The organism is Kribbella sp. NBC_00709 (genome assembly GCF_036226565.1).
Lineage (GTDB): Bacteria > Actinomycetota > Actinomycetes > Propionibacteriales > Kribbellaceae > Kribbella.
The window spans coordinates 94317-119334 of the sequence record NZ_CP108996.1 but is presented as its reverse complement, the minus strand read 5'-3'; the positions used below and the strand labels follow the sequence as shown (position 1 = coordinate 119334).

The following is a 25018-nucleotide window of genomic DNA, read 5'->3' as shown; positions in this document are numbered from 1 at the left end:
GAGTTCATCGCTTCGACGAAACGGACTGTTTCTCGTGTTCGACACGCTTTCCGATCGGCTCTCCACCGCGTTCAAGAATCTGCGGGGCAAGGGCAAGCTGACCGACGCCGATATCGACGCGACCACCCGGGAGATCCGGATCGCGTTGCTGGAGGCCGATGTCGCGCTGCCGGTGGTGCGGGAGTTCATCGCGGCGGTCCGGGAGCGGGCCAGCGGGGCCGAGGTGCGCGGCGGGCTGAACCCGGCGCAGCAGGTGATCAAGATCGTCAACGAGGAACTGGTCAAGATCCTCGGCGGCGAGACCCGCGAGCTGCGGATGTCGAAGCGGCCGCCGACGGTGATCATGCTCGCCGGTCTGCAGGGTGCGGGTAAGACGACCCTGGCCGGCAAGCTCGCCAAGTGGCTACGCGAGACCCAGCACCAGACCCCGATGCTGGTCGCCGCGGACCTCCAGCGGCCGAACGCGGTCACCCAGCTGCAGGTGGTCGGCGAGCGCGCCGGCGTGCCGGTGTTCGCGCCCGAGCCGGGCAACGGCGTCGGCGATCCGGTCGACGTCGCCCGCCAGGCGATGGACGAGGCAAAGGCCAAGCAGTACAGCGTGGTCATCGTCGACACGGCCGGCCGGCTGGGTGTCGACGAGGTGCTGATGAAGCAGGCCGCGGACATCCGCGACGCGGTCAGCCCGGACGAGATCCTGTTCGTCGTCGACGCGATGATCGGCCAGGACGCGGTCACCACCGCGCAGGCGTTCCTCGACGGCGTCGGCTTCGACGGCGTCGTACTGTCCAAGCTCGACGGTGACGCCCGTGGTGGTGCGGCGCTGTCGATCGCGCAGGTGACCGGCCGCCAGGTGATGTTCGCCAGCAACGGCGAGAAGCTCGAGGACTTCGACGTCTTCCACCCCGACCGGATGGCGTCGCGCATCCTCGGCATGGGCGACGTGATGAGCCTGATCGAGCAGGCCGAGCGTTCGTTCGACGCCGAGGAGGCCGCGAAGACCGCGGCCAAGCTGCAGAAGCGCGGCGGCAAGGACTTCACCCTGGACGACTTCCTCGCCCAGATGCAGTCGGTGCGCAAGATGGGCCCGCTGACCAAGATCTTCGGCATGCTGCCCGGGGCGAACCAGTTCAAGGACCAGCTGGAGAACTTCGACGAGCGCGAGATCGACCGGATCGAGGCGGTCATCCACTCGATGACGCCGGCCGAGCGGAACGATCCGAACATCATCAACGGCTCCCGCCGGGCCCGGATCGCGAAGGGTTCCGGCACCGAGGTCGCGACCGTCAGCGGCCTGGTCGAGCGGTTCTTCGAGGCCCGCAAGATGATGGCCGCGATGGCGTCCGGCAAGGGCATCCCGGGGATGCCCGGAATGCCGGGCATGCCGGGTGCGGGCGCCGGTGCGGCGCGGAAGGCCAAGCAGCAGGCGAAGAAGGGCAAGAAGCGCGGCTCCGGCAACCCCGCCAAGCGGGCGAACCAGGGCGGCCCGCAGCCGCAGGCGCCGCAGCCGGGCCAGTTGCCGGCCGCGTTCGGCGGCGGCCAGACCGACGGCGACTTCGAGCTGCCGGACGACCTGAAGAAGATGCTCGGCGGCAACTGACCTCCTGACACCGCCCGAAAGGGCAGTGTCCGCAGTGTGAACTTTCCGCGACCACAGGCTGCACACGCCCGCGGAAAACCGTTCACAGCGTGCAGCGGCGCACGGTGACCGGTTGATCACGACCCCGTGGCGGCTAAGATCATGCCTACGCCCGAGAGACACACCACCTGCGGAATGCGTCGAGGACGGTTCGGATGAGGCAGCAGTTCAAGAACCTGGACACGTGGCGGGGCAAGTTGTCCGCCGCCTGTACCTGCTTGGCGCCGCCTACTGCCATGGTCGCCGTGTTCGTGGTCGGCGGCGTCACCTCGAACACGTTCATCGTCGACGCCCAGGCGCTGGCCGCGCCGCGCCAGGACGCGGTCTTCGACGACCTGGCCAACAACGTGCCGTCCCAGCCCGGTGTCGACGGCAGCCTGCCGACGCAGGACAAGTCCACGATCCAGGTTCCGCTGACCGGGACGACGGACGGCACCGTGCAGCCCATCCCGGGTGCGATCGGCGACACCTCGGGCATCCCGGGGACGGTGCTGGCGGCGTACCAGAAGGCGGCCAACGATCTCGCGCTCTCGATGCCGGGTTGCCATCTCACCTGGCCGTTGCTGGCCGGCATCGGCAAGGTCGAGTCCGGGCACGCCAGCGGCGGCAAGGTCGACGCGAACGGCAACACCCGCGGGAAGATCCTCGGCCCGGTCCTCGACGGCAGCCCCGGGATGGCGGCGATCGCCGACACCGACCAGGGCGTGTACGACGGGAACGCGACCTGGGACCGTGCGGTCGGGCCGATGCAGTTCATCCCTGGCACCTGGCGAGCGTTCGGCGCGGACGGCAACGGTGACGGGATCAAGGACCCGCACAACGTGTTCGACGCGGCCCGGGCGACCGGGGACTACCTCTGCTCCGGCGGTGCGAACCTGGCCGACCCGCAGGGCCTGGTCCAGGCGGTGCTGCGCTACAACCACTCGATGGACTACGTCTCGACCGTGCTCCGGTGGATGCAGTCGTACAGCAAGGACACCGTGACGGTGCCGGACAAGCCGGGCACGATCGACACCCCGGGCGACGACGGCAACAACGGCGACGACAGGGCCCGTACGGAGACCACGACGTCGGCCACGACGCCGCCGACCACCTCGCCGACGACTGTGCCGACCACGGTGCCGACGACGGTGCCGCCATCCACGACGCCGACGGCCCCGACCACGTCACGTCCGACGAGCTCCCGCCCGAGCACGACGAAGCCGACCGTGCCGAGGCCGACGAACGGTCCGGGCTCGACCTCGACGTCGCCCACCAAGCCGCCGTACACGCCGCCGCCGAGCACGCCTCCGACGACTCCGCCGACCACGCCGGGCGACCCGACCTGTCCGCCGACGACCCCGCCCACGACGACGCCGACCGAGACGCCGACCCCGACGCCGGGCGACCCCACGGTCACGCCGACGCCGACCCCGACGCCGAGCCCGTGCAACTCGACCGGCACGGAGTCCGACCCGACCAAGACGGCGGCGACCCCGAGCGACGCTCCCCAGCCGAGCAACTGAGACCCGAGTGCAGCGCGACTGCCAGCTGACAACGGTCGACACCGAGGTAGCCGCAATCGTTACCTCGGTGCCGGTTTTCCGAGGGGATTCTGTGCCGCGTAACTTTGCGTCGTCTTGATGTAACTTTCTGGCGCATGGGTCGTTGAAGGGGCTATGCGCCTAACCCGTAGTGGTAACCGTCGGGTCAAAATAATCATCGCTTCACTGTGCACGGCCCCGCTCCTGGTCGGGGCCATCGTGACTGTTGCTTCGGGGGGAGCCGGCGCCACCGGCCAGCTCGCCGGCACCAGCCCTGTCGCCCCGTCGCCCGGGGCCGGGCTGAACAGTGGCGAGTTCGACGAACTGACGATGATCGTGCCGCAGCGTCCCGGAGTGGACGGCCGGCTCGGATCCGACCAGCCCGCCCGCGCCGACGTCCCCGTGCAGGGGGCCACCGACGGCCGATCGGTCGTCCGTCCCGGCCGGCCGGGAGCTGTGAACGGCATTCCGCGCGGGGTCTTCCCCGCGTACCGCCGCGCCACCGCCAACCTCGCGGTCGTCCGGCCGAACTGTGGGCTGACCTGGCCGTTGCTGGCCGGCGTCGGCAAGGTCGAGTCGGACCACGCCAGCGGCGGCCGGGTCGACGTGGCCGGCACCACCCGCGGCCGCATCCTCGGCCCGGTGCTGAACGGACGCCACGGCAACGGCCGGATCAGCGACTCCGACAAGGGCAAGTTCGACGCGGACGCGACCTGGGACCGCGCGGTCGGCCCGATGCAGATCATCCCGCAGGTCTGGGACGAGTACGGCGCCGATGGCAACGGCGACGGCTACCGCAACCCCAACAACGTGTACGACGCGGTCACCACCGTCGCCGTGGTGCTCTGCTCCCAGGGCGACGACCTGAAGCAGCCGCGGGACCTGGTCGAGGCACTGCTGCGCTACCAGCACTCCAAGGACTTCGTCGCCACCGTGCTGAAGTGGATGCGGGTCTACAGCAAGAACGCGGTCCTGATCCCGAATGCGCCCGGCAACATCGCGGCCGCGAAGTGGACGGGTAACGCCGACCGCAAGGTCGATCCGCGGCAGGTCCCGGACGTCCCGGACGACACCAAGACGACCACCCCGACAGCGACGCCGACCACGACCCTGCCGCCGCCGGTGCTGCCGTCCACACCGCCGTCGACCGACTGGAACAAGCCGACGTTGCCGAGGCCGATCGACACCCCGACCGGTACTCCGACGCACCGGCCGACGTCGACACCGACCAAGACCCCCACGAAGACTCCGACGAAGACGCCGACGGAGACCCCGACGCCGACCCCGACTCCGACGCCGACTCCCACGTCGACCCCGTCGGACACCCCGAGCGGGACGCCGTGCGCCGGCAACGAGACCACGACCCCGACCTGTACGCCGGGCGGCGGCTCGCACGGCTGACAGATCCCCGGATACGGTCGGCTGCATGACCGTACTCAAGCTGGTCGGCACGGTGCTGCCGGCCGGTGAGCAGCAGGAGCTTCATCTCAGCGGTGGGCTGGTCGTCGACCGGCCCACCGCCGGTGATGTGACGACCGTGCACACCGGCGGCTGGATCGTGCCCGGCCTGGTCGACGCGCACTGCCACATCGGCCTCGACCAGCACGGCGCCGTCGACGCGGAGGTCCAGGAGCAGCAGGCGATCGTGGATCGCGATGCCGGCGCGCTGCTGGTCCGCGACGCCGGCTCGGCCGCCGACACCCGCTGGATCGACGACCGCGAGGACCTGCCGAAGATCATCCGGGCCGGCCGGCACATCGCCCGCTCCAAGCGCTACATCCGCAACTACGGCTGGGAGATCGAGCCGGAGGAACTGGTCGCGTATGTCGAGCAGGAGGCCGCCCGTGGTGACGGCTGGGTGAAGCTGGTCGGCGACTGGATCGACCGCGACGCCGGCGACCTGACCCCGTGCTGGCCGGCCGAGGCGCTGACAGCGGCGATCACCCGCGCACACGAGCTCGGCGCGCGCGTCACCGCGCACGTCTTCGGCGAGCACGCCCTCCCGGACCTGCTTGCCGCCGGCATCGACTGCCTCGAGCACGGCACCGGCGTCGAGCCCGACCTGCTCGCGCAGATGTCCGCCAACGGGGTCGCGGTCGTCCCGACGCTGATCCAGCTCGAGAACTTCCCGGAGTACGCCGAGCAGGCCGACGCCAAGTTCCCGGTGTACTCGGCGCACATGCGCGACCTGTACGACCGTCGCCTGCACCGGCTGCGGGACGCGTTCGAGGCCGGCGTACCGGTGTATGCGGGGACCGATGCGGGCGGTGTCCTCGGGCACGGGCTGGTCGCCCAGGAGATCCAGGCGCTGACCGAGATCGGCATGTCGGGGGAGCAGGCCCTGGCCGCGGGATCGTGGGCGGCCCGCGCCTGGCTCGGTGCGCCGAGCGAGCTGCGACCGGGCGATCCCGCCGACCTGGTGGTGTACGACGAGGATCCGCGGGCGAACCCTGCCGTCCTCACTCACCCGCGCTTGATCGCGCTCCGTGGTCGCGTGATGTTCCAGCGGTGACGGGAAAATATTCACCTAAGCACTGGAATGAGCGGAAGATCTTGCCTTAGCGTGGCTCTCGGGACCGCCGACGCCCCTCGGCGGACCAGACGAGGGAAGGACCGCCGCCCATGCGGAACACCGCCACGATTCTGCTTGCTGTCGGAGCGCTCGCGCTGACAGCCCTCCCGAGCCACGCCGCCGAGCCACCCCCGCCGACCGGTCAGCCGAGTCTCGCGTCCGCGTTCCAGACCGCGGCCGCGAAGTACGACGTACCGCGTGAGGTGCTGGTCGGCGTCGGGTTCGCCGAGACACACCTCGACGGCCACGACGGTACGCCGAGCCAGGCGAACGGCTACGGCGTCATGCACCTGGCCGCCAACAACGTGAACAAGACGATGTCCGAGGCAAGCAAGCTGACCGGGTTGCCGGTCGCGCAGCTGAGCAAGGACGACACGTCGAACGTCCTCGGCGCCGCCGCGGTGCTCGACTCGTACGCCGATCAAGCCGGCCTGCAGGACCGTTCCGATCTCGGCAAGTGGTACTCCGTGATCGCGAAGTACTCGCATTCCGCGGACGGCCCGACCGCGCGGCTGTACACCGACGAGGTCTACCGGGTGATCGCGCGCGGCGTCAGTACCGCCGGTGTCTCGACCGAGCCGAAGAAGGTCACACCGGACCTCGGCGCCTACGCGAAGGTGACGCCCCTCGGCACCAAGACCAAGGCGTCGGTCCAGGCCGTCGACTACCCGGGCGCGATCTGGAACCCGGCCTGCACCTGCAACTACCAGGTCGGCCGTACGCAGGCGATCACCACGATCGTGATCCACGTGACCCAGGGCTCGTACGCCGGCACGATCAGCTGGTTCAAGGACCCCGCGGCCCAGGTCAGCGCGCACTACGTGGTCCGGTCCAGCGACGGCCAGATCACCCAGATGGTGGCCGAGAAGGACACCGCCTGGCACGCCCGCAGTGCGAACCCGTACGCGATCGGCATCGAGCACGAGGGGTTCATCGACCAGCCGTCGTGGTTCACCGACGCGATGTACCGGTCGTCGGCAGCCCTGACCGCCAACATCGCCGACCGCCGTGGCATCCCGAAGGACCGCAACCACATCAAGGGCCACAGCGAGATGCCCGGCAACGACCACACCGACCCGGGACCGAACTGGAACTGGGACTACTACATGCAGCTGGTGAACGGCGGCGACCCGAACCCGCCGGAGTACAACTTCACCACCTGGGGGAACGGCGTCAACGTCCGCTCCGCCCCGCAGCTGTCCGCCTCGGTCGTGACCACTCTGCCCGGCCCGACCCAGGTCTTCGTCGAGTGCCAGGTCCAGGGCGACACGGTGACCGCCAACGGCTACACCAACAACTGGTGGGCCAAGCTCCGCGACCAGAACGGCTACATGACCAACATCTACATCGACGATCCGAATGCCAAGCTTCCAGGCGTTCCAGACTGCTAGAGCGGCAAAGGTAGAGCCTGCTGTACCGACATGTGCCCGGCCGTCCCGCAGGATTGAGTCATGGTCAACAAGATCCTGGCTCGGGGCGGACGGGCATGTGCCTACCTGGCGGTCCGCTACCTCCGGGCCCTGCTGCTGTTGCTGGCGTTGCCGAACGGTGTGCTCCTCGGCTGGCTGATCACGCCGTTCACCGGCGCGCTGGTGAAGCTGGCCAACAGCGAGCGCCGCCGGGCCGCCAAGTACCTGGGCCGGTCCGGGGACGCGCCGTTGCCGGCAGCCACACCACGCCAGCCAGGCGACGTGGTCACGCTGTTCAGGGACAGGTCGTTCAAGCGCAGTCTGTGGCTGCTGCTCACGCCGCTGGCCATGGTCCCCGAACTGCTCGTCGCGGTGATCGGACTTGTCGGCGTGCCCGCTGCCGTCGCCGGCATGCTGCTGTGGAAGCTTGACCCGGGCAACTTCAGCCTGATGGGCATCGACGTCAACAACTGGTTCCAGGCCCTCACGCTGGGTCCGCTGCAGGTGCTGTTCAGCTTGGGTGTCCTGGGCTGGGTCGCACCGGCTCTGGCTCGCGGACACGCCAAGGCCGCGCTCACCTTGCTCGCTCCCAGCCAGGACCAGCTGGAGAACGCCATGCTGTCGCAGCGGGTCGACGAGCTCACCAAGAGCCGAGCAGGTGCTGTCGACTCCCACGGAGCCGAGCTGCGGCGTATCGAACGGGACCTGCACGACGGGACGCAAGCCCAGCTGGTGTCGCTGGCGATGCGGATCGGTATCGCGAAGCAGACCATGGCGGAGGACCCGGAGAAGGCGGCCAAGCTGCTGGACGACGCCCGTGACGGCGCGGAGCAGGCCATGACCGAGCTGCGCGGCGTACTGCGGACCATGTACCCACCGATCCTTGCTGACCGTGGTCTGGCCGGAGCGGTCTCCGCACTGGCCGCTCGCTGCCCACTGCCGGTCCAGCTCCGCATTGGTGAGCTGGGCGAGGTCCCGGCCGCAGTGGAGGCCGCTGCGTACTTCGTCGTCGCGGAGTCGCTCACCAACGTCACCAAGCACAGTGCGGCCGGGCATGTCGACGTACAGCTCGAGCGGCGTGGCTCGGAGCTCTATCTGGTGGTCATGGACGACGGGATCGGTGGAGCGCGGATCAGTGAGCAGTCCGACCTGCTGGGCCGGGGGAGTGGGCTGCATGGCATGCTCCACCGCGTGCAGGCGATCGACGGTCAGATGGAGCTGCAGAGTCCGATCGGTGGGCCGACCACCGTCGAGGTGATCCTTCCGTGCGGGTGATCATCCTCGAGGACAACCCGATCCTCGCCGAGGGCCTCGGACTGCTGCTGGACAACAACGGTTTCGAGGTCGCCGCGGTCGCCACCGACGCGGACGAGTTCGCCAAGGCGATCGCCGAGCACCACGTGGACATCGCCGTGGTCGACGTACGACTGCCGCCGACCTACACCGACGAGGGCCTGCGGGCCGCGATCGAGGCCCGCCGCGGCCGGCCGGGGCTCCCGGTGCTGGTGTTCTCGCAGTACGTCGAGGAGGTGTACGCGGCCGAGCTCCTCGCCGCCGGCAGCGAAGGCGTCGGCTACCTCCTGAAGGACCGGGTGTCCCGCGTCGACGAATTCCTGGATGCGGTACGGCGGGTTGCGGCCGGCGGGACTGTGCTCGACCCGGAGGTGGTCAGCCAGCTGATGGTCAAGCGGAGCAGCCCGCTCGACCGGCTCACGCCCCGCGAACGCGAGGTACTCGCGCTGATGGCCGAAGGACTCGGCAACACCGCGATCGGCGAGAAGCTGATCATCTCCGACGGCGCTGTGCACAAGCACGTCGGCAATGTCTTCCTCAAACTCGACCTGGTGCCGACCGACTCGGGCCACCGCCGCGTCCTCGCCGTTCTCGCCTACCTCGGGCTGTGAGCCTGGCGTCGGCTATGTTCTCCGGCGCCGGAACAAACATTGAGAGCGGATGGATCCGTCATGTCTGGGGTCAAGATGAGGGAAGGCCGTCGGCTGTTCCGCGGCCTGATGGTCGCGATGGCTGTGACGAGCGTCGCCGCGGTCGCGGCGTGCGGTGGGCCGAAGCAGGATGATGCGAGCGCGTCGCCGGCAGCCGTCACGTCGGCGACGCCAACGCCGACGTCGCAGCCGTTGAACGACACCCGGGCCGCCGCGGCGCTCGCGACCGGCGGCATCGGTGTCGGAGAGCTGCCAGGCATGCGGCCGTTGGGTGCGCCGGTCACGCGTCTCGACTCGCCGACCCTCGGAGGCTTGTGTGGAACCGCCGACGCCGGGATGAGCAGTGAGAAGTTGCGGATGGCGCGTCGACAGCTGGTCTGGAGCGCCGGCCGGGACGAGTTCGTGTCCGAGGAGCGGGTCGTCTACCAGCAAGGCGGCGTACAGGCTGCGCTGAAGGACCTTCAGCGGGCCGCGACCACCGTTTGCCCGGACCGGATCGGCGTAGCGGCAGCGCCGGCGAGCGCCAAGCTCCCGGCCGGCTCGATGGCGTTCTCGTCCAAGGACGCCAAGCAGGGAGGGCCGGGGATGGACTCCTACGCCGTGCCCGTCGGGAACCAGTTGCTGGTCGTGCTGTGGTCGAACTGGACCATGTCACCCGAACCGGTCGCCATCCGCACCGCTCTCGCCAAGGCGCGCGCCGTGGTCGTGCAGCGCGAGAAGCCGACCCTCCAGGCGCTCGCCGGCTGATCGGCCGGGCTGACAACGTCGGCATCAGCCCTTGACGGACCGTCCGCAGTACGCCACTCTCAATCACTGAGAGCGCTCTCATCCACCGAACCGCCCCTAGGTGAGGAGAGTTCAGATGAAGGTCCTACTGGCCGCCGTGATCACGGCGGGTGTCCTGACCGTGCCCGCACAGGCGATCGCCGCGCCCGAACCACTGGCTGTGGCCGGCCAATCGGCCGCCATGCAACGTGACTTCGGGCTGACCGACCAGCAGTTGCAGCAACGGCTCGTGGCCGAGACGTCGGCCGCGAAGCTGTTGCCCGCGGCCCAGAAGGCAGCCGGCGCCGCGTTCGGCGGAGCCTGGTACAACGACGCCACGCACGAGCTTGTCGTCGGCGTTGTTGGTCCGGACCGTGCGGCCGCCGTACGAGCCACCGGAGCCACAGTCACCGCCGTACCGGTGACTGCCAAGACGCTGGACCACCGGAAGGCCGCCGTCGACAAGCTGGCCGGCAAGATCGTGCCGGCTGCGGTCAGCGGCTGGGCTGCCGACCCGCGGACCGGCAGCGTGGTGATCAACGTCCAAGCAGGTAAGCGATCCCAGGCCGTCGACGCGTTCGTGGCCAAGGTCGCCAAGGCCGGCCCGGTCACGGTGAAGGAGGTAGCGGCCCAGGTGCCACGCACGTACTCCGCCGGCACGGTCGGCGGCGACCCGTACTACGTCAGCAACATCCGCTGCTCGATCGGCTTCTCCGTGTACGGCGGATTCGTCACCGCCGGCCACTGTGGTCGTAGCGGCACGGTCAGCGGCTGGGACGGCTCGGCCATCGGGTCGTTCCAGGCCTGGTCGTTCCCCGACAACGACTACGCCTGGGTCTCGGTCGGCAACGGCTGGTGGACCGTACCGGTGGTGCTCGGCTGGGGACAGGTGAGCGACCAGCTGGTCCGCGGGTCGGCGGAGGCCCCGATCGGTTCGTCGGTCTGCCGGAGCGGTTCGACGTCGCACTGGCACTGCGGCACGATCCTGGCCAAGAACGAGACCGTGAACTACGGCAACGGTCAGCTGTTCTACGGCGCGACCAAGACCAGCGTCTGCGCCGAGGGTGGCGATTCCGGCGGGTCGTTCATCACCGGCGACCAGGCGCAGGGCGTGACGTCCGGCGGCTGGGGCGACTGCACCAGCGGCGGCGAGACCTGGTTCCAGCCGGTCAACGAGATCCTGCAGAACTACGGCCTGACCCTCCACACCGCCTGAAAACCGCAACGTCCGAAGAACCGAGCGCTATTGGCCTCAGTTCTTCGGACGTTACGTGGTCGGTCAGGCGGTTTCGTCGGGGACGGACTCCAGGGTCGGCTTGTCGGGCTTGGTGGCCAGCGACTCGATCAGCTGCTTGGCCAGCGCGAAGCCCGAGCCGCCCATGGTGATCGTCTTGACCAGGGTGTCTTCGATGCCCTGGGCGCCGTTCAGCACGACCATGTTGCCGACCTTGTCGAACGACGACGACGCGGCCCGGACGATCTCCGGGTACGCCTCGGCCAGCTGCTGCGCGACGACCGCGTCGGTGTTCGTGGCCAGCGCCTCGGCGCGCGCCTTGATACCGGCCGCCTCGGCCATCGCCTTCGCCTCGACGGCGGACGCCTCGGCCTTACCGGTCAGCTCGGTCGCCTTCGCCTGCGCCTCACCCCGCAACTGGACCTCCCGGGCGTTCGCCTCGGCGGCCGCGATCTGTGCGTCCCGGGCGGCCTGGGCCAGCGTGCGCTGCTTGTACGCCTCGGCGTCGGCCGGCTTCAGCACCGTCGACTCCAGCTGCCGCTCGGACAGCGACGCGTTCAGCTTCGCGGTCTCCGTCTCGGCGACGACGACCTCCTGCTTGGCCAGCGCGGCCGCCAGCGGGCCGGCCTGGAACGCCTTCGAGGACGCCTGGTCGACCTCGGCCTGGTAGCCGGCCTTCGCGATCTCGCTCTCCCGGATCGCCGCGGCCTTGGCCGCCGCGGCGACCTGCTCGCGCTCGGTGGCCTCGCGATCCCGCTCGGCCTGCGCGATCCGGGCCGCGGCCTCGACCGCGGCGGCCTGCGGGCGGCCCAGGTTCCTGATGTAGCCGGACTCGTCGTCGATCTCCTGGATCTGCAGCGAGTCCACGACCAGGCCGAGCTTCTCCATGTCGCCGGCCAGCGAGCCGCGGATGTTGGTGGTCAGCGTCTCCCGGTCGTGCAGCATCTCCTCGACCGTGGTGGAGCCGACGATCGCCCGCAGGTGACCGGCGAACAGCTCGTGGATCGTGCTCATCACCTGCTCGTCGCTCTGCTCCAGGAACCGCCGGGCCGCGTTCGCGATCGAGCCGTAGTCGTCACCGACCTTGTACGCCGTGACGCCCTTGATGTGCAGCGGGATGCCCTGGCTGGACACGCACGTCACGGTCAACGGCGTGGCGCGGATGTCCAGCGGCAGCCGCCGTACCGTCTGGAAGCCCGGCAGCACCGAGGTGCCGCGGCCGACCACGATCTTGAAACCGAGGGTCTCGTTGACCTGCTCGGAGCTGGAGTGCGCGCCGAGGCCGGAGATGATCAGCGCCTCGTTCGGCTCCGCCACCCGCCAGACCATCCGGAACAGGATGAGCAGGACCACCACCGCGACGGCGGCGATGATCACGTACGTCCAGAGCATTTCCCCTCCAAGGGAACGAAATTAGATGGCGCGAGCGACGTACACGGTGCGGGGAGGGTCGTAGTCGACCACGACGATCTGCGTTCCCACCTCGAGCACCTCGTCGGTCGCCGGGTAAGCGTAGAAGGCCTCGGTGGCACCGCGGACCGGCAGCATCACCTCGCCGACGATCCCGGGTGCGATCCGGCCGATCACCCGCCCCCGTTTGCCTACCATGTTGACCCTCCGACGTCGCAGCACACGATCCAGTTCCCGAAGCCTACGTTGTCGTGACGCCTTGTCGCCGACGCAGTACGGCGGCATTGTGGAGACGTCGGCCTGGGGTGGGAGGGGCGATGGGGGACAGCGGGTTGGACGGGGTCTTGGTGGGGGTCACCGAGGACGGGTCGGACGACGCACGGCTCGAGGAGCTGGCACTGCTGCTACGGCAGGAGTTGCTGGCGCTCGACGTACGCGCGGTCGAGCCCTTCCGCGACGGTGAGGCGCCGGACGGCACGCGCGGTGCTCTTGCCGCGGTCGCAGGTGTGCTGAGCGTTTCGCTGGCGCCCGGTCTGCAGGTGCTCGGTTCGGTGGTTGCTGTCGTGCGGGGGTGGCTCGGCGCGGTCGGTGACGGGCGGACGGTGAAGCTCACCATCGACGGTGACGTGATCGAGCTGACCCGTGCGAGTGACGACATGCAGCAGCAACTGGTCGATGCCTTCGTACGACGGCACGCCGGAGCGGACGTGTGAGATGGACGGTTCGCGCGTCGCGCTCGTGGTGGCGAACGACCAGTACGACGACCCCGGTCTGAAGCGGCTCGTCGCCCCGGCGCAGGACGCTGCCGCGCTGGCCGGCGTACTGGCGGATCCGGCGGTCGGCGGATTCGAGGTCCAGGTACTGCGGAACGCGCCCGCGCAGGACATCCGGCTCGCGGTCGAGGACTTCTTCGCCGACCGCAATCCGGAAGACCTGCTGTTGCTGCATTTCTCCTGCCATGGGTTGAAGAACTCGGCCGGTGAACTGTTCCTCGCGGTCGCCGACACCAAGCCGGCCCGGCTCGCGTCGACGGCGGTGGCCGCGGACTTCGTCAACCGGCAGATGGCGGACAGCCGGGCGCAGCGGATCGCGTTGTTCCTGGACTGTTGCTACGGCGGTGCGTTCCCGCGCGGCATGGTGGTGCGGGCGGCCGGCGAGGCACAGGTACTGGACGCATTCGCCCGGCAGGCCGAAGTCGGCGGCGGCCGTGGGCGGGTGGTGATCACCGCGTCCAGCGCGATGGAGTACGCCTTCGAGGGCGGGCAGTTGGCGTCCGACGCCTCGGCGCCTGCGCCGTCGGTCTTCACCGGCGCTGTGGTGGACGGGCTGACGACCGGCGAGGCGGACCGGGACGGCGACGGCTGGGTCGGTCTGACCGAACTGGTCGGGTTCGTCACCGATCGGATTCACCGGGTCACGCCGAACCAGAACCCGCAGATGTGGACCTTCGGCTCGCAGGGCGAGCTGCTGATCGCCCGCAGCCGGGTACGCCGGATCACGCCGGCGCCGCTCGCGCCGGAACTGACCCAGGCGATGGAGAGTCCGTTGCCGGCGGCAAGGTTCGGCGTCGTCGACTACCTGCGCGAACGGCTGTACGACGAGGACCTCGGGCAGGCGTACGCCGCCTGGAAGGCGCTGCGGCAGATGATCGACGACGACAGCCGCAAGGTCTCCGAGGCCGCGTCCGAGGCACTGTCGAGCGCGGAACTCCGGGTCACGCCCGGGTCCGTGGAACTCACCGGCGCAACGTCCGCCGACCTGCATCTGGCCGGTCCGCCGATTGCCTTGACCGCTGGGGCGTCTTCGAACGTCGACTGGCTGAAGCTCGAGCAGGAAGGCGAGGTCATCCGCCTCCACGCCGAGCAGTCCACACCAGGCACCCACGAAGCCGAAGTCCAACTGGCCGGACCGGTCGGGGAGCGGACCATCCCGGTCCGGCTGACGATCGCCGAAGCACCACCTCTGTCACCGGAGCCCGCACCGACGCCCGCAGCGACGTCCGCTCCGAGGCCTGCGCCGAAGTCCGCCGCGCGGCCGACGTGGCCTGCGCCGGAGGCGAAACCCAAGGCGGAGAAGCCCGCACCGAAGGCGGCCGCGGTGCGAGCGCCGGCCGCAACCTCGGCTCCGGCGCCGACGCCCCGCGAACCGACCGGCGAGCTCTCGGGTGAGCCGCCGTCGGGTGAGCCGCCGTGGTGGTTGATCGGCGTGCTGATCGCCGCGGGCGCGTTCCTCGTCTACCTGAACTGGCCAGGCATCGCCTATTCCCGCAAGCTCTGGTACGACTCGAACCAAGGCTGGTACCTGTACCGGACCTGGTACGACCCCGCCATCGCCGGCGCCTTCGTCGCCCTCCTCGCGGCCCTCGTCGCGCGCTGGGCCGGCACAGTCGCCCTGGGCGTCGTAGCCGGGTGCGCGGTCGCCGCGATCGAGGGCGCCGCCGTGATCGTCGGCGGCGGGATCTCCGCCGACGAGACCTCCGCATGGTCCCTGTCCGCCGCGATCGGGATCGCGCTAACCGCCGTACTCCTGCGCGTGCTGAAGCCGCCAGGTTGGCCACTCTGGCCGGTGTGGCCACCGGCCGCCGCGATGGTCGTTGCCGGGGGCATCTTGCTGGTGCTGAGCGCGGTCGTCCCGCACAGCGACGGGGTCTCGTTCTTCACCGTCACCCCGCTGGCGATCCTCGACCCGATCGTGGCCGTCGCCCTCGCCTGGCCGGCCCTGGCCGCTGTCGATGCCAGGACCAGGACCTGGCTGACCGCGGCCGTGGTGACCTACTCGGCGATCGGCATCGTCGGCGGGATCCCGGCCCTGACCCAGGGACACTCGGCGGCCGACTTCCTCACCGGCCTGTTCGGCAACGCACTGGTCGCGATCGGCGTGCTCGTCAACCGCGGACGGCGCCTTCCGTCGCACCCTTGATGAACTGGCGGGCGAAGATCGCGAAGACGATCACCAGCGGCACCATCGCCATCAGCGCACCGGTCATCACCATGCTGTAGTCGACGCCGTGCGACCGGTTCAGTGTCGACAGGGCGACCTGCAGCGTCACGTGGTCCGGGTTGGTCAGCACGATCAGCGGCCACATGTAGTCGTTCCACGAACCGACGAACGTGAAGATGCCGAGGAACGCCAGCGCCGGCCGCGCCGACGGCAGCGCCACATGCCAGTACGTGCCGTAGAAGCCGCAGCCGTCCAGCGTCGCCGCCTCGATCAACTCGTCGTGGATCGAGTTCTGGAAGTACTGCCGCATCCAGAAGATGCCGAACGCGTTCGCCGCTCCGGGGATGATCAGCGCCTTCAACGATCCGACCCAGCCCAGGAGCGCCATCGTCTGGAACTGCGGTACGGCGGCCAGTTGCGCCGGCAGCAGCATCGTCGCCAGCAGTACGACGAACAACGCATTCCGCCCCGGGAACCGGAACTTGGCGAACGTGAACGCCGCCAGCGAGTCGAAGAACAGCACCAGCAACGTGGTCGAGACCGCCACCGTCGCCGTGTTCGCCATCGACTGGAAGAACGCGACGTTGTCGAGCACGTGCCGGACGTTGTCGCCGAAGTGACCGCCGAAGGTGAACTTCGGCGGGAACCGGTAGATGTCCGCGGTCGTGTTCGACGCCATGATGATCGTCCACACGAACGGGAACATGAACACCAGCAGCGCCAGCACGAGTGCGGCGTGCAGCGCGATCCCGCGCAGCCGGTAACGCGTCATCGGTCCTCACTCCGGCCCCGGAAGATCCGCCAGTTGATTGCCGTGAACAACAACACGAGTACGAAGATGCTGAGCGCGATCGCGGCGGCGTACCCGTAGTCGTTGTCCAGGAACGCGGCCCGGTAGAAGAACAGCACCACGGTCATGCCGCTCTGCCCGGTGCCGCCGCTGTTGCCGACCATCACCTGCGGCTCGGTGAACGTCTGCAGCCCGCCGATCGTCGACATGATGACGGTGAACAGTACGACGGGACGCAGCTGCGGCAGCGTGATCGAGAAGAACGTCCGTACGGCGCCGGCCCCGTCCACCTTCGCCGCCTCGTACTGGTCCTTCGGGATCGCCTGCAGGCCGGCCAGGTAGATCAGCGTGTTGTACCCGACCCACTGCCACACGATCATCGTGGAGATCGCGATCTTGATTCCCCACGGCTGACCGAGCCAGTCCTGCTGCGGGATGCCGAGGGATCGCAGTGCCGCGTTCACCAGGCCGAAGTTCGTGCTGAAGATCGAGCTGAAGAAGATCGCCATCGCGACCAGCGAGGTGACGTTCGGGATGAAGTACGCGATCCGGTAGACGTTGGTGAACCGGACCGCCGACTGCAGCATCACCGCGAGCAGGAGCGCGAGGACCAGTGTCGGGACCGTCGACATCAGGAACAGGACGACGGTGTTCTCCAGCGCCGTCCAGAACGTCGGATCCTGGATCAGGAACGCGAAGTTGCCCAGCCCGGTGAACTTCCGCGGGCTGAGCCCGTCCCAGCGCTGGAACGCCAGCACGATCGTGGACAGCATCGGGTACAGCCCGAACACCGCGAACAGGACGTAGAACGGCGACAACGCCAGATAGAACCGCCAGTACGACCAGATCCCCCGCCTGGCGCGCTGACCGGCAGGTGGTCCGGTCAGCGCGTCGGCGGTCGCCGGCACAGTCGCAGTACCAGTCACTGCACTCCCTGGCGCTTGGCGATGGCCTTGCCTTGGAGACTGCGCTGGCCCAGGCGGCGTCGGAGGTCTTGGAGCCGGTCTGCACGGTCTTGAGCTCGTCGTGGAACGGTGCGGCGACCGAGTCGTCGTACGGGCTCTGGTAGGCGACCGGGATGGCCTTCGCGGCCGGACCGAAGACGTCGATCGGGACCTGGCCACCGAAGAACTTGTCCGCCGCCTTCAGCTCCGGCTTGTCGTACGCCGCCGGCGCGGACGGGAAGATCTGCGCGTCGGTGAACGCCTTGGCCTCGTTGTCGGCGCTGAGCATGTACTTGATCACGTCGAACGCCTTCTGCGGATCGGCTGCGTTCTTGGTGATGGCCAGGAACGAGCCGCCGAAGTTCGCCGGTCCGCTCGGCGTCGGCGCCAGCCGCCACTTGCCGGCGCTGGTCTTCACCGCGGACTTGATGTCCAGGGCGACCCAGGCGGCGCCGATGTGGGTCGGGATCGTGCCCTGGTCGAGACCGGCGTTCCAGTCCGGGCTGCCGCTCGGCGTCTTGCCGTCGATCTTCATCGTCATCGCCTTGACCGAGGTGTCCCACGCCTTGCGGATGTGGTCCTGGTCGCCGATGAACTTGTTGTCCTTGGAGATGTACCGCTCGGTGCCCTGGCCGACGACCATGTCGTAGAGGTCGGTCGCGTCCCAGACCAGCAGCGCCTTCGGGTTCTTCGCCTTCAGCTGGACCCCGGCGGCGAAGTAGTCGTCCCAGGTCTTCAGCTGGTCGGCCACCTTGGCCGGATCGCTGGGCAGGCCTGCGGCGGCGAAGATGTCCTCGCGGTAGAACAGCCCGGTCGGGCCGACGTCGATCGGCAGCCCGATCACCTTCCCGTCCAGCGTCGTGGCCTGGTTGACCTTCCACTCCAGGTAGTCGCCGAGGACCGAGTCCGCCCCGACGGTCTTCAGGTCCACGAACCGCGACGCCTGGGGGAGCAGCGAGGCGATGTCCTCACCCTTGATCCCGGTGATGTCCGGGATCCCGGTGCCGCCGTTGAACGTGGTGACCAGCTTCTGCTTGAAGTCGCCGCCGATCTCGGAGTACTTGATCTTCGGGTCCGGGAAGTGCGCGATCGTGTCGTCGAGCACCGACTTGACCAGACCGCCCTGCCAGCACCACATGGTCAGCTCGGTGGTGGTGTTCTTCTTCGCCGTGGTCCCGGTGTTGTTCATCCCGGACGAGCAGCCGACGAGCGCACCGCCGGCTACGGCCGCGAAGCCCCCGAGCAGCATCCGACGTGAGAGCTCCATAGTTCTACCTTCCTGAGTGTGCGCTGATCAGCGCGTGGAGGTGGTGGTCGTCGGGGTGCGCCGCCTGCCACTCCGCCAGGTCGTCCCAGCGCGGCGCGGCGTCCGCACCGCCGAGCCGGGTGACGGACAGCGCCGCGGTGAGCGCGGCGAACCGCAGCCGCTGCTCCAGCGGCAGCTCCCAGAGCGTGGCGGCGATGAAACCGGCGGCGAACACATCACCCGCCCCGGTGGTGTCCGCCGCCGGGACCGGATACGCAGGTACGGCGATGCGCTCGCCGGTACTCGCGTCGAGTGCTTCCGCCCCGTCGGCGCCGTTCGACACGACCACCAGCGGCACCTTCTCGGCCAGGGCCTCGAGTGCCTCGCCGGGTGACGTCGTACGGGTGTAGGCCATCGCCTCGTCGGCATTCGGCAGGAACACGTCGCAGTGCTCGAGCTGGTCGAGCACTGCCGGGTCCCACTGCTCCGTCGGGTCCCAGCCGACGTCTGCGAACACCACACTGCCGGCCACCTTCGCCTTCGCCAGCCACTCGTTGCGCCAGGGACCGATGTGGGCGGCGACTGCGCGGGCAGCCGGCAGCGTGGTGATCAGCTCGTCGGCCGACAGCAGGGGAGAGGTACCCCGGGTGACCAGTGCCCGATCGTTGTCGTAGGCAAGGGCCACGGTCAGCGGGGTCTGCCAGCCGGCGAGTCTGCGGGACAGCGTCAGATCGATGCCCTCGTCGTCGACGAGGCGGCGCCAGACCCGGTCGCCCAGGTCGTCGGCGCCGAACACTGCGGCCATCCCGGTGCGCAGGCCGAGCCGGGCCAGCGCGACGGCGAAGTTGGCGATGCCGCCGGGGCTCTCGTGCGACTCGGTGGCCCAGACCTCGGTGCCGGGACGCGGCGCAGTGGGCAGGCCGAGCACCAGGTCCTGGAAGACCAGACCGGACACCATCACGTCCAGTTCGTGCATGGTCAGCACACTCCTGCAGGGTCGATCAAACTCGTTCACGAATCTAAAGTCGGTTGCGCAAGATCCGCAATACCTGATCAAGACTTTGACTGAAAGTGACAGAGTTTGCGTGATAGCGTCTGCGGTGTGTTGCCGAAGCAGCGACAGGATCAGATCGTCCGTGCGCTCCGGGCCGACGGGGCCGGGGGCGTCAAGGTGCTGGCCACCAAGCTCGGTGTCAGCGAGGCCACCATCCGGCGCGACCTCGAGCAGCTGCACGCCGAAGGCCGGCTCACCCGGGTGTACGGCGGTGCGCTCGCGGTCGACGGCGGAGACGAGCCGTTCGCGGACGTCAACGCCGTCCATGCCGAGGAGAAGGACCGGATCGCCCGTCGCGCCGCCGAGCTGGTGAGCGACGGCGAGTCCGTGCTGCTCGACATCGGTACGACGGCACTCCGGGTGGCGCAGCACTTGCACGGTCGCTCGTTGACCGTGGTGACCAGCAACCTCGCAGTGCTGGAAGAGTTGCAGAATGACGAGCAGATCGAGCTGATCGTTCTCGGTGGGTTCGTGCGGCGCAGCTACCGGTCCCTGGTCGGGTATCTGACCGAGGAGAGCCTGCGGCAGATCCATGTCGACTGGCTGTTCCTGGGGACCAGCGGTGTGCGGCCGGACGGCCGGGTGATGGACAGCACGATGATCGAGGTGCCGGTGAAGCGAGCGATGATCAAGGCGGCCGACCAGGTCGTGCTGCTCGCCGACCGGACGAAGTTCCCGGGACACGGGGTCGCCCGGGTGTGCGAGCCGGGGGAGCTGTCCATGGTGGTGACCGAGGCGGGAGCCGACGAGGCGACCCGGACCCAACTGACCGAGGCAGGAGTGCAGGTGGTGCTGGCATGAGGTTGACGATCCTGGGTGGGGGCGGCTTCCGGGTTCCGCTCGTCTACCACGCACTGCTGGGCGACCGGGGGGCCGGACGGATCACCGAGGTGGTCCTCTTCGACACCGACCGCAGCCGTCTGGCAGCCATCGGCGCCGTTCTCCGTCAGCAGGCCTCTGTGGCCGACCATCCGCTTCCGCCCCCGGTGGTGACCGAGACGACCGACCTGGACGAGGCCCTGCGCGGCGCGGACTTCATCTTCTCGGCGATCCGGGTCGGCGGCCTCGAGGGACGCACCATCGACGAGCGGATCGCTCTGGACCTCGATGTGCTCGGTCAGGAGACCGTCGGCGCCGGTGGGATCGCCTATGGCCTGCGGACGCTGCCGGTCGCCGTTCGGATCGCTCAGCGGATCGCTGCGGTCGCACCGGAGGCCTGGACCATCAACTTCACCAACCCGGCGGGCATGGTGACCGAGGCGATGATCCCGATCCTCGGCGACCGGGTGATCGGCATTTGCGACTCGCCATCGGGTCTCGGCCGCCGTGCAGCGCTGGCTGTCGGTGTGGACCCGTCGACCGCGTTCTACGACTACGCGGGCCTCAACCACCTCGGCTGGCTCCGCGGCCTGCGGTCCGGTGGCGTGGACCGTCTGCCCGAGCTGCTGCAGTCGGACGACGCGCTGAGCTCGTTCGAGGAGGGCCGGCTGTTCAGTCCGGACTGGCTGCGCTCGATCGGCTCGATCCCGAACGAGTACCTGCACTACTACTACTTCGCGCGGGAGACGCTGGCCGCCGTACAAGCTGTGCGTCAGACGCGTGGCACGTTCCTGCTGGAGCAGCAGTCCGCGTTCTACGCCGAGACCGGGAAGCACCCTGACCAGGCGCTGGAGCTGTGGCAGAAGACGCGGGCCGAGCGCGAGTCGACCTACGGGGTGGAGAGCCGTGAGGTCGCAGACGCAGGGGAGCGGGACGAGCGCGACATGGAGGCGGGCGGCTACGAGCAGGTCGCGTTGTCGCTGATGCGGGCGATCGCGCACAACGAACGGGCCTCCCTGATCCTGAACGTCCGGAACCGCGGCGTACTGCACCACCTGGACGACGACGCCGTCATCGAGATCCCGTGCACGGTGGACGCCAACGGCGCGCTGCCGGTGACTGTGTCCCAGCTCACCGACCACCAGGCCGGACTGGTCTGCTCGGTGAAGGCCGTCGAGCGCTCCACGATCGACGCCGCGACAACCGGGTCGAGGTCAGCCGCCCTGAAGGCCCTGGCCTACCACCCGCTGATCGACTCGGTGACTGTGGCCCGTAGCGTCCTGGACGCGTGCGTCGAGCGCCTGCCCGACCTCGCCTACCTGCGCGCCTGACGCCGATTGGTCTGAGACACGCCATATCTGGCACAATGGCCTGCTGAGTCCGTCCAGGTTTGTGCAGCCCTCTAACTCCACTGCCCGGTCGGCCCATCGAGTCGTCACTGCGTTGTCCCCACGACGCGTCGTGCTGCTCACCCAGACAGGAATTCCGAGGGAGACCCCACAAACGTGGCAGTCAAGATCCGTTTGAAGCGCATCGGCAAGAAGCGCACCCCGCACTACCGCATCGTCGTCATGGACGCCCGCACCAAGCGGGACGGCCGGGCGATCGAGGAGATCGGCATCTACAACCCGAAGACCGAGCCGTCGTTCATCCGGGTCGAGTCCGAGCGGGCGCAGTACTGGCTGGGCGTCGGCGCGCAGCCGAGCGAGGCCGTCGCGGCGATCTTCAAGGCGTCCGGCGACTGGCAGAAGTTCAAGGGCGAGCCGGCCCCGGCGCCGCTGCGCGTCAAGGAGCCCAAGCGGGACAAGCAGGAGATCTTCAACGAGGCGCTGGCCGAGGCCCACGGCTCGCTGAAGACCGAAGCGGTCACCGCCAAGAAGTCCGCGGCCAAGAAGACCGCCGACAAGCCGGCCGAGAAGAAGGACGACGCCGTCGAGGCGCCGGCCGCCAAGGCTGACGAGGCTCCCAAGGCCGACGACACCGCCAAGGCTGACGACGTTGCCAAGGCCGACGAGGCGCCGGCCGCGGCCGAGACCACCGAGGCCTGACGATGATGGAGACCGAGGCGCTCGAGCACCTGGTCCGAGGCATCGTGGACAACCCCGACGACGTCAGTGTCCGGTCCCGGACCCTGCGCCGCGGACGCACCCTCGAGGTGCACGTCCACCCCGACGACATCGGCAAGGTGATCGGCCGCAACGGCCGGACCGCCACCGCGATCCGGACCGTCGTCGGCGCCATCAGCTCGGAGTCCTCGCTGCGCATCGACTTCGTCGACGAGTTCAACCGGCGCCCGCGCCGCTGAGCTCAGCAGTCCTTCGAAGGGCCGCACCCGGTCTGGGGTGCGGCCCTTCGTCCTATTCTCTCCCTGGTATCTCCGTAGAAAGGGTTCGCAGGTGTTGGTGACTGTCGGGCGGATCGGCCGCGCGCATGGGATCAAGGGCGAGGTCGGCATCGAGGTGCGGACCGACGAGCCGGACCGCCGGTTCGCCGACGGCGCGACCCTGGTGACGGACGCCAAGGTGTCCCGCACGCTGACGGTGGCCTCGAGCCGCTGGCACAGCGGGCGGCTGCTGGTGAAGTTCGCCGACGTGCCGGACCGGACCGCCGCCGAGCTCCTGCGCAACCTGCCCGTCCAGGCCGAGATCGACGAGGACGAGCGCCCGGAGGACCCCGAGGAGTTCTACGACCGCGAGCTGATCGGTCTCGCCGTCCGCACCACCGACGGCGCCGACGCCGGTGAGGTCATCGACGTGGTTCACCTGCCGTCACAGGACCTCCTGGAGATCCGCCGTCCCGCGGGCAACGCCGTACTGGTCCCGCTGGTCGAGGAGCTGGTCCCGGAGCTCAACCTGGAGAAGCAGTACGTCGTCGTGGCCGACCGGCCCGGCCTGCTGGACCCGGACGGTGCCGAGGTGGTCCCGACCGATGAGGCTTGACGTCGTCACGATCTTCCCGGAGTACCTGGCCGCGCTGGACGTCTCCCTGGTCGGCAAGGCGGCCAAGAGCGGTCTCCTGGACGTCCGCCTGCACGACCTGCGCGAGTGGACCCACGACCGCCACCGGACCGTCGACGACACCCCGTACGGCGGGGGAGCGGGCATGGTGATGAAGCCGGAGCCCTGGGGCCAGGCTCTGGACGCGATCGCACCCGTGGACGGTCCGGCGCAGCCGCGACTGATCGTGCCGACGCCCGCCGGTCGACCGTTCACACAGGAGCTGGCCTACGAGCTGGCGGCCGAGCCGTGGCTGGCCTTCGCCTGCGGCCGGTACGAAGGCATCGACGCGCGCGTCGCGTCGTACGCCGGTGAGCGGATGCGCGTGGACGAGGTGTCCATCGGCGACTACGTGCTGAACGGCGGTGAGGTCGCCGTACTCGTCATGGTCGAGGCCATCGCGCGCCTGCTGCCCGGCGTCATCGGCAACCCGGAGTCCCTGGCGGAGGAGTCACACTCGGGCGACGGCCTGCTCGAGTACCCGGTCTACACGAAGCCGCCGAGCTGGCGCGGCCACGACGTACCTGAGGTGCTCCTGTCCGGGAACCACGGCCTGATCGCCGACTGGCACCACGAGGAGTCAGTACGACGTACTGCGGAACGCCGGCCGGACCTGCTGGCCGCGTGGGGCGACGTACTGGCGGGCAAGGATGACGCCACCGCCGTCCGCATCCTCCCGGCCACAGCTGCCGACGCGGGCGAGATCCACGTGTTGCAGCTGGCCGCCTTCCTCTCCGAGGCCCGCCTGTACGACGACTACAGGCTCCCGCCCCTCACGGCGGACGTCGCCGACACAGCGGATCGCCTGCAGCGCTCCACTGCGCTGAAGGCCGTCGCCGGCGCCCGGATCGTCGGATCCGTCCAGCTGACCGTCGACGGTTCCCTGGGGCACATCGAGCGCCTTGTCGTCGCCCCGGACTGGCAGGGCCGCGGCCTCGGCGCCCGCCTCCTCCGCGCCGCTGAGCAGCTCGCGCCGAGCGACGTCACGTCGTACGCCTTGAACACCGGCGCGCAGAGCGACCGCAACCTCGCCCTCTACCGGAAGGCGGGCTACCGGGAGATCCGCCGGGAGGCCCAGACGCCCAAGGTCGACCTGGTCCACCTGACCAAACGCCGTCGCCGGAAGTGACGGCCGTCACGCTCACCCTCTGCTGACGGATCGGGCGGATTTCGTCACGGTGTGGGGCGTGTGGCAAGATTGTCTGCTGCTGCCCTTCGGTGCTCCTGCCACAGGGGGTGACCACCGACCGGCAGCCTTCTGATGACTTCATCACCACCGAGATTCGTGGGTGACCTGTGGCACGCGCGAGGAAGAGACACCTGATGAGCAACGTCCTGAATGAGCTCGACAACGCGAGCAAGCGTGACGACATCCCCGCTTTCCGGCCTGGCGACACCGTCAACGTGCACGTCAAGGTCGTCGAGGGCAACCGCTCCCGCGTCCAGGTGTTCAAGGGTGTCGTGATCCGGCGCCAGGGTGGCGGCCTGCAGGAGACCTTCACGGTCCGTAAGGTCAGCTTCGGCGTCGGCGTGGAGCGGACCTTCCCGCTGCACACCCCGATCGTCGAGAAGATCGAGATCGTGACCCGCGGCGACGTCCGCCGCGCCAAGCTGTACTACCTGCGCGACCTGCGCGGTAAGGCGGCCAAGATCAAGGAGAAGCGCGAAGTCCCGGCCTCCTGACGCCGCGTAACGACGACCGTCTCCTATGGCGCCGAGCACTGCGACTCGAGCTCG

The 25018-nt window shown here is 69.1% G+C and carries 24 protein-coding genes and 1 pseudogene; 19 read left to right on the top strand and 6 right to left on the bottom strand.

Features of this window, described 5'->3' with window-relative positions; translation table 11 throughout:
• Positions 1–34: 34 nt before the first annotated feature.
• The 9 genes from ffh to OHA18_RS00555 all read left to right on the top strand — a co-directional run bounded on the left by ffh (position 35) and on the right by OHA18_RS00555 (position 11064).
• A complete protein-coding gene (gene ffh / locus OHA18_RS00595; RefSeq protein WP_329001424.1) occupies positions 35–1597 on the top strand; it encodes a signal recognition particle protein in 1563 nt (520 codons plus the stop codon).
• A 194-nt stretch (positions 1598–1791) separates the two neighbouring features.
• Positions 1792–3141: a lytic transglycosylase domain-containing protein gene (locus OHA18_RS00590; protein WP_329001423.1), complete on the top strand. Its 1350-nt coding sequence runs from the start codon at positions 1792–1794 to the stop codon at positions 3139–3141.
• A gap of 237 nt (positions 3142–3378) precedes the next feature.
• Positions 3379–4560 (top strand): lytic transglycosylase domain-containing protein, encoded by a 1182-nt coding sequence (locus OHA18_RS00585; protein ID WP_329001422.1) that lies wholly within the window; start codon positions 3379–3381, stop codon positions 4558–4560.
• Between the two features lie 25 nt (positions 4561–4585).
• Positions 4586–5671, top strand: coding sequence for an amidohydrolase family protein (locus OHA18_RS00580; RefSeq protein WP_329001420.1), 1086 nt, complete (start codon positions 4586–4588; stop codon positions 5669–5671).
• A gap of 110 nt (positions 5672–5781) precedes the next feature.
• Entirely contained in the window at positions 5782–7122 is a 1341-nt protein-coding gene (locus tag OHA18_RS00575; RefSeq protein WP_329001419.1) for an N-acetylmuramoyl-L-alanine amidase, read from the top strand.
• Positions 7123–7182: 60 nt separating this feature from the next.
• Complete coding sequence (locus OHA18_RS00570; protein ID WP_329001418.1) at positions 7183–8415, top strand: sensor histidine kinase; 1233 nt, start codon at positions 7183–7185, stop codon at positions 8413–8415.
• Positions 8406–9044, top strand: a complete 639-nt coding sequence (locus OHA18_RS00565) for a response regulator transcription factor (RefSeq protein ID WP_329001417.1) — start codon at positions 8406–8408, stop codon at positions 9042–9044. Before OHA18_RS00570 ends, OHA18_RS00565 begins: the two co-directional genes overlap by 10 nt.
• Before the next feature lie 60 nt (positions 9045–9104).
• Positions 9105–9830: a hypothetical protein gene (locus OHA18_RS00560; RefSeq protein WP_329001415.1), complete on the top strand. Its 726-nt coding sequence runs from the start codon at positions 9105–9107 to the stop codon at positions 9828–9830.
• 115 nt (positions 9831–9945) lie between these two features.
• Positions 9946–11064 carry a S1 family peptidase gene (locus OHA18_RS00555; RefSeq protein ID WP_329001414.1) on the top strand — a complete coding sequence of 373 codons (1119 nt, stop codon included), beginning with the start codon at positions 9946–9948 and terminating at the stop codon, positions 11062–11064.
• A gap of 63 nt (positions 11065–11127) precedes the next feature.
• On the opposite strand, the gene OHA18_RS00550 is transcribed toward OHA18_RS00555, so the two are convergent.
• Complete coding sequence (locus OHA18_RS00550) at positions 11128–12474, bottom strand: flotillin family protein (RefSeq protein WP_329001413.1); 1347 nt, start codon at positions 12472–12474, stop codon at positions 11128–11130.
• A gap of 21 nt (positions 12475–12495) precedes the next feature.
• Positions 12496–12690: a hypothetical protein gene (locus OHA18_RS00545; protein ID WP_329001412.1), complete on the bottom strand. Its 195-nt coding sequence runs from the start codon at positions 12688–12690 to the stop codon at positions 12496–12498.
• 119 nt (positions 12691–12809) lie between these two features.
• On the opposite strand from OHA18_RS00545, the gene OHA18_RS00540 reads away from it, so the two are divergent.
• Together OHA18_RS00540 and OHA18_RS00535 are read left to right on the top strand one after the other, a co-directional pair.
• Positions 12810–13205 carry a hypothetical protein gene (locus OHA18_RS00540; RefSeq protein WP_329001411.1) on the top strand — a complete coding sequence of 132 codons (396 nt, stop codon included), beginning with the start codon at positions 12810–12812 and terminating at the stop codon, positions 13203–13205.
• Entirely contained in the window at positions 13168–15411 is a 2244-nt protein-coding gene (locus tag OHA18_RS00535; RefSeq protein ID WP_329001410.1) for a caspase, EACC1-associated type, read from the top strand. The genes OHA18_RS00540 and OHA18_RS00535 overlap by 38 nt, the downstream gene beginning before the upstream one ends.
• On the opposite strand, the gene OHA18_RS00530 is transcribed toward OHA18_RS00535, so the two are convergent.
• From OHA18_RS00530 to OHA18_RS43275, 3 genes and pseudogenes are all read right to left on the bottom strand, one after another.
• The gene (locus OHA18_RS00530; protein ID WP_329001408.1) at positions 15377–16204 is read right to left on the bottom strand and encodes a carbohydrate ABC transporter permease; all 828 of its coding nucleotides are present in this window, start codon (positions 16202–16204) and stop codon (positions 15377–15379) included. The genes OHA18_RS00535 and OHA18_RS00530 overlap by 35 nt on opposite strands.
• Positions 16201–17148 carry a carbohydrate ABC transporter permease gene (locus tag OHA18_RS00525; protein ID WP_329001407.1) on the bottom strand — a complete coding sequence of 316 codons (948 nt, stop codon included), beginning with the start codon at positions 17146–17148 and terminating at the stop codon, positions 16201–16203. Before OHA18_RS00525 ends, OHA18_RS00530 begins: the two co-directional genes overlap by 4 nt.
• A 262-nt stretch (positions 17149–17410) precedes the next feature.
• A pseudogene (locus OHA18_RS43275) lies at positions 17411–18193 on the bottom strand (ABC transporter substrate-binding protein); the annotation flags it as partial.
• Here OHA18_RS43275 and OHA18_RS00515 point away from each other — a divergent pair.
• The gene (locus tag OHA18_RS00515) at positions 18129–18449 is read left to right on the top strand and encodes a hypothetical protein (RefSeq protein WP_329001405.1); all 321 of its coding nucleotides are present in this window, start codon (positions 18129–18131) and stop codon (positions 18447–18449) included. The pseudogene OHA18_RS43275 and the gene OHA18_RS00515 overlap by 65 nt on opposite strands.
• Here the strand turns inward: OHA18_RS00515 and OHA18_RS00510 are convergent.
• Complete coding sequence (locus tag OHA18_RS00510; RefSeq protein WP_329001404.1) at positions 18438–19388, bottom strand: carbohydrate kinase family protein; 951 nt, start codon at positions 19386–19388, stop codon at positions 18438–18440. The two genes, OHA18_RS00515 and OHA18_RS00510, sit on opposite strands and share 12 nt — an antisense overlap.
• Before the next feature lie 126 nt (positions 19389–19514).
• Between OHA18_RS00510 and OHA18_RS00505 the strand changes: the two genes are divergently transcribed.
• From OHA18_RS00505 to rplS, 7 genes are all read left to right on the top strand, one after another.
• The gene (locus tag OHA18_RS00505; RefSeq protein ID WP_329001402.1) at positions 19515–20267 is read left to right on the top strand and encodes a DeoR/GlpR family DNA-binding transcription regulator; all 753 of its coding nucleotides are present in this window, start codon (positions 19515–19517) and stop codon (positions 20265–20267) included.
• Positions 20264–21616: a 6-phospho-beta-glucosidase gene (locus OHA18_RS00500; protein ID WP_329001401.1), complete on the top strand. Its 1353-nt coding sequence runs from the start codon at positions 20264–20266 to the stop codon at positions 21614–21616. Before OHA18_RS00505 ends, OHA18_RS00500 begins: the two co-directional genes overlap by 4 nt.
• A gap of 174 nt (positions 21617–21790) precedes the next feature.
• Positions 21791–22333: a 30S ribosomal protein S16 gene (rpsP, locus tag OHA18_RS00495; protein WP_329001399.1), complete on the top strand. Its 543-nt coding sequence runs from the start codon at positions 21791–21793 to the stop codon at positions 22331–22333.
• 5 nt (positions 22334–22338) lie between these two features.
• Positions 22339–22590: an RNA-binding protein gene (locus tag OHA18_RS00490; RefSeq protein WP_329006054.1), complete on the top strand. Its 252-nt coding sequence runs from the start codon at positions 22339–22341 to the stop codon at positions 22588–22590.
• A 91-nt stretch (positions 22591–22681) separates the two neighbouring features.
• On the top strand, positions 22682–23224 hold the full coding sequence (rimM, locus tag OHA18_RS00485; RefSeq protein WP_329001397.1) for a ribosome maturation factor RimM: 543 nt from the start codon (positions 22682–22684) through the stop codon (positions 23222–23224).
• The gene (trmD, locus tag OHA18_RS00480; protein WP_329001396.1) at positions 23214–24410 is read left to right on the top strand and encodes a tRNA (guanosine(37)-N1)-methyltransferase TrmD; all 1197 of its coding nucleotides are present in this window, start codon (positions 23214–23216) and stop codon (positions 24408–24410) included. Before rimM ends, trmD begins: the two co-directional genes overlap by 11 nt.
• Before the next feature lie 194 nt (positions 24411–24604).
• Positions 24605–24964, top strand: coding sequence for a 50S ribosomal protein L19 (rplS, locus tag OHA18_RS00475; RefSeq protein ID WP_329001395.1), 360 nt, complete (start codon positions 24605–24607; stop codon positions 24962–24964).
• The last annotated feature ends 54 nt before the right edge of the window (positions 24965–25018 follow it).

Coding starts and splice junctions, on each gene's coding strand:
- OHA18_RS00590 (WP_329001423.1), top strand. CDS start 1,792: ATGAGGCAGCAGTTCAAGAACCTGGACACGTGGCGGGGCAAGTTGTCC.
- OHA18_RS00580 (WP_329001420.1), top strand. CDS start 4,586: ATGACCGTACTCAAGCTGGTCGGCACGGTGCTGCCGGCCGGTGAGCAG.
- OHA18_RS00575 (WP_329001419.1), top strand. CDS start 5,782: ATGCGGAACACCGCCACGATTCTGCTTGCTGTCGGAGCGCTCGCGCTG.
- OHA18_RS00570 (WP_329001418.1), top strand. CDS start 7,183: ATGGTCAACAAGATCCTGGCTCGGGGCGGACGGGCATGTGCCTACCTG.
- OHA18_RS00560 (WP_329001415.1), top strand. CDS start 9,105: ATGTCTGGGGTCAAGATGAGGGAAGGCCGTCGGCTGTTCCGCGGCCTG.
- OHA18_RS00555 (WP_329001414.1), top strand. CDS start 9,946: ATGAAGGTCCTACTGGCCGCCGTGATCACGGCGGGTGTCCTGACCGTG.
- OHA18_RS00550 (WP_329001413.1), bottom strand. CDS start 12,474: ATGCTCTGGACGTACGTGATCATCGCCGCCGTCGCGGTGGTGGTCCTG.
- OHA18_RS00545 (WP_329001412.1), bottom strand. CDS start 12,690: ATGGTAGGCAAACGGGGGCGGGTGATCGGCCGGATCGCACCCGGGATC.
- OHA18_RS00540 (WP_329001411.1), top strand. CDS start 12,810: ATGGGGGACAGCGGGTTGGACGGGGTCTTGGTGGGGGTCACCGAGGAC.
- OHA18_RS00535 (WP_329001410.1), top strand. CDS start 13,168: ATGCCTTCGTACGACGGCACGCCGGAGCGGACGTGTGAGATGGACGGT.
- OHA18_RS00530 (WP_329001408.1), bottom strand. CDS start 16,204: ATGACGCGTTACCGGCTGCGCGGGATCGCGCTGCACGCCGCACTCGTG.
- OHA18_RS00515 (WP_329001405.1), top strand. CDS start 18,129: ATGTCCTCACCCTTGATCCCGGTGATGTCCGGGATCCCGGTGCCGCCG.
- OHA18_RS00510 (WP_329001404.1), bottom strand. CDS start 19,388: ATGCACGAACTGGACGTGATGGTGTCCGGTCTGGTCTTCCAGGACCTG.
- OHA18_RS00500 (WP_329001401.1), top strand. CDS start 20,264: ATGAGGTTGACGATCCTGGGTGGGGGCGGCTTCCGGGTTCCGCTCGTC.
- OHA18_RS00490 (WP_329006054.1), top strand. CDS start 22,339: ATGGAGACCGAGGCGCTCGAGCACCTGGTCCGAGGCATCGTGGACAAC.
- trmD (WP_329001396.1), top strand. CDS start 23,214: ATGAGGCTTGACGTCGTCACGATCTTCCCGGAGTACCTGGCCGCGCTG.
- rplS (WP_329001395.1), top strand. CDS start 24,605: ATGAGCAACGTCCTGAATGAGCTCGACAACGCGAGCAAGCGTGACGAC.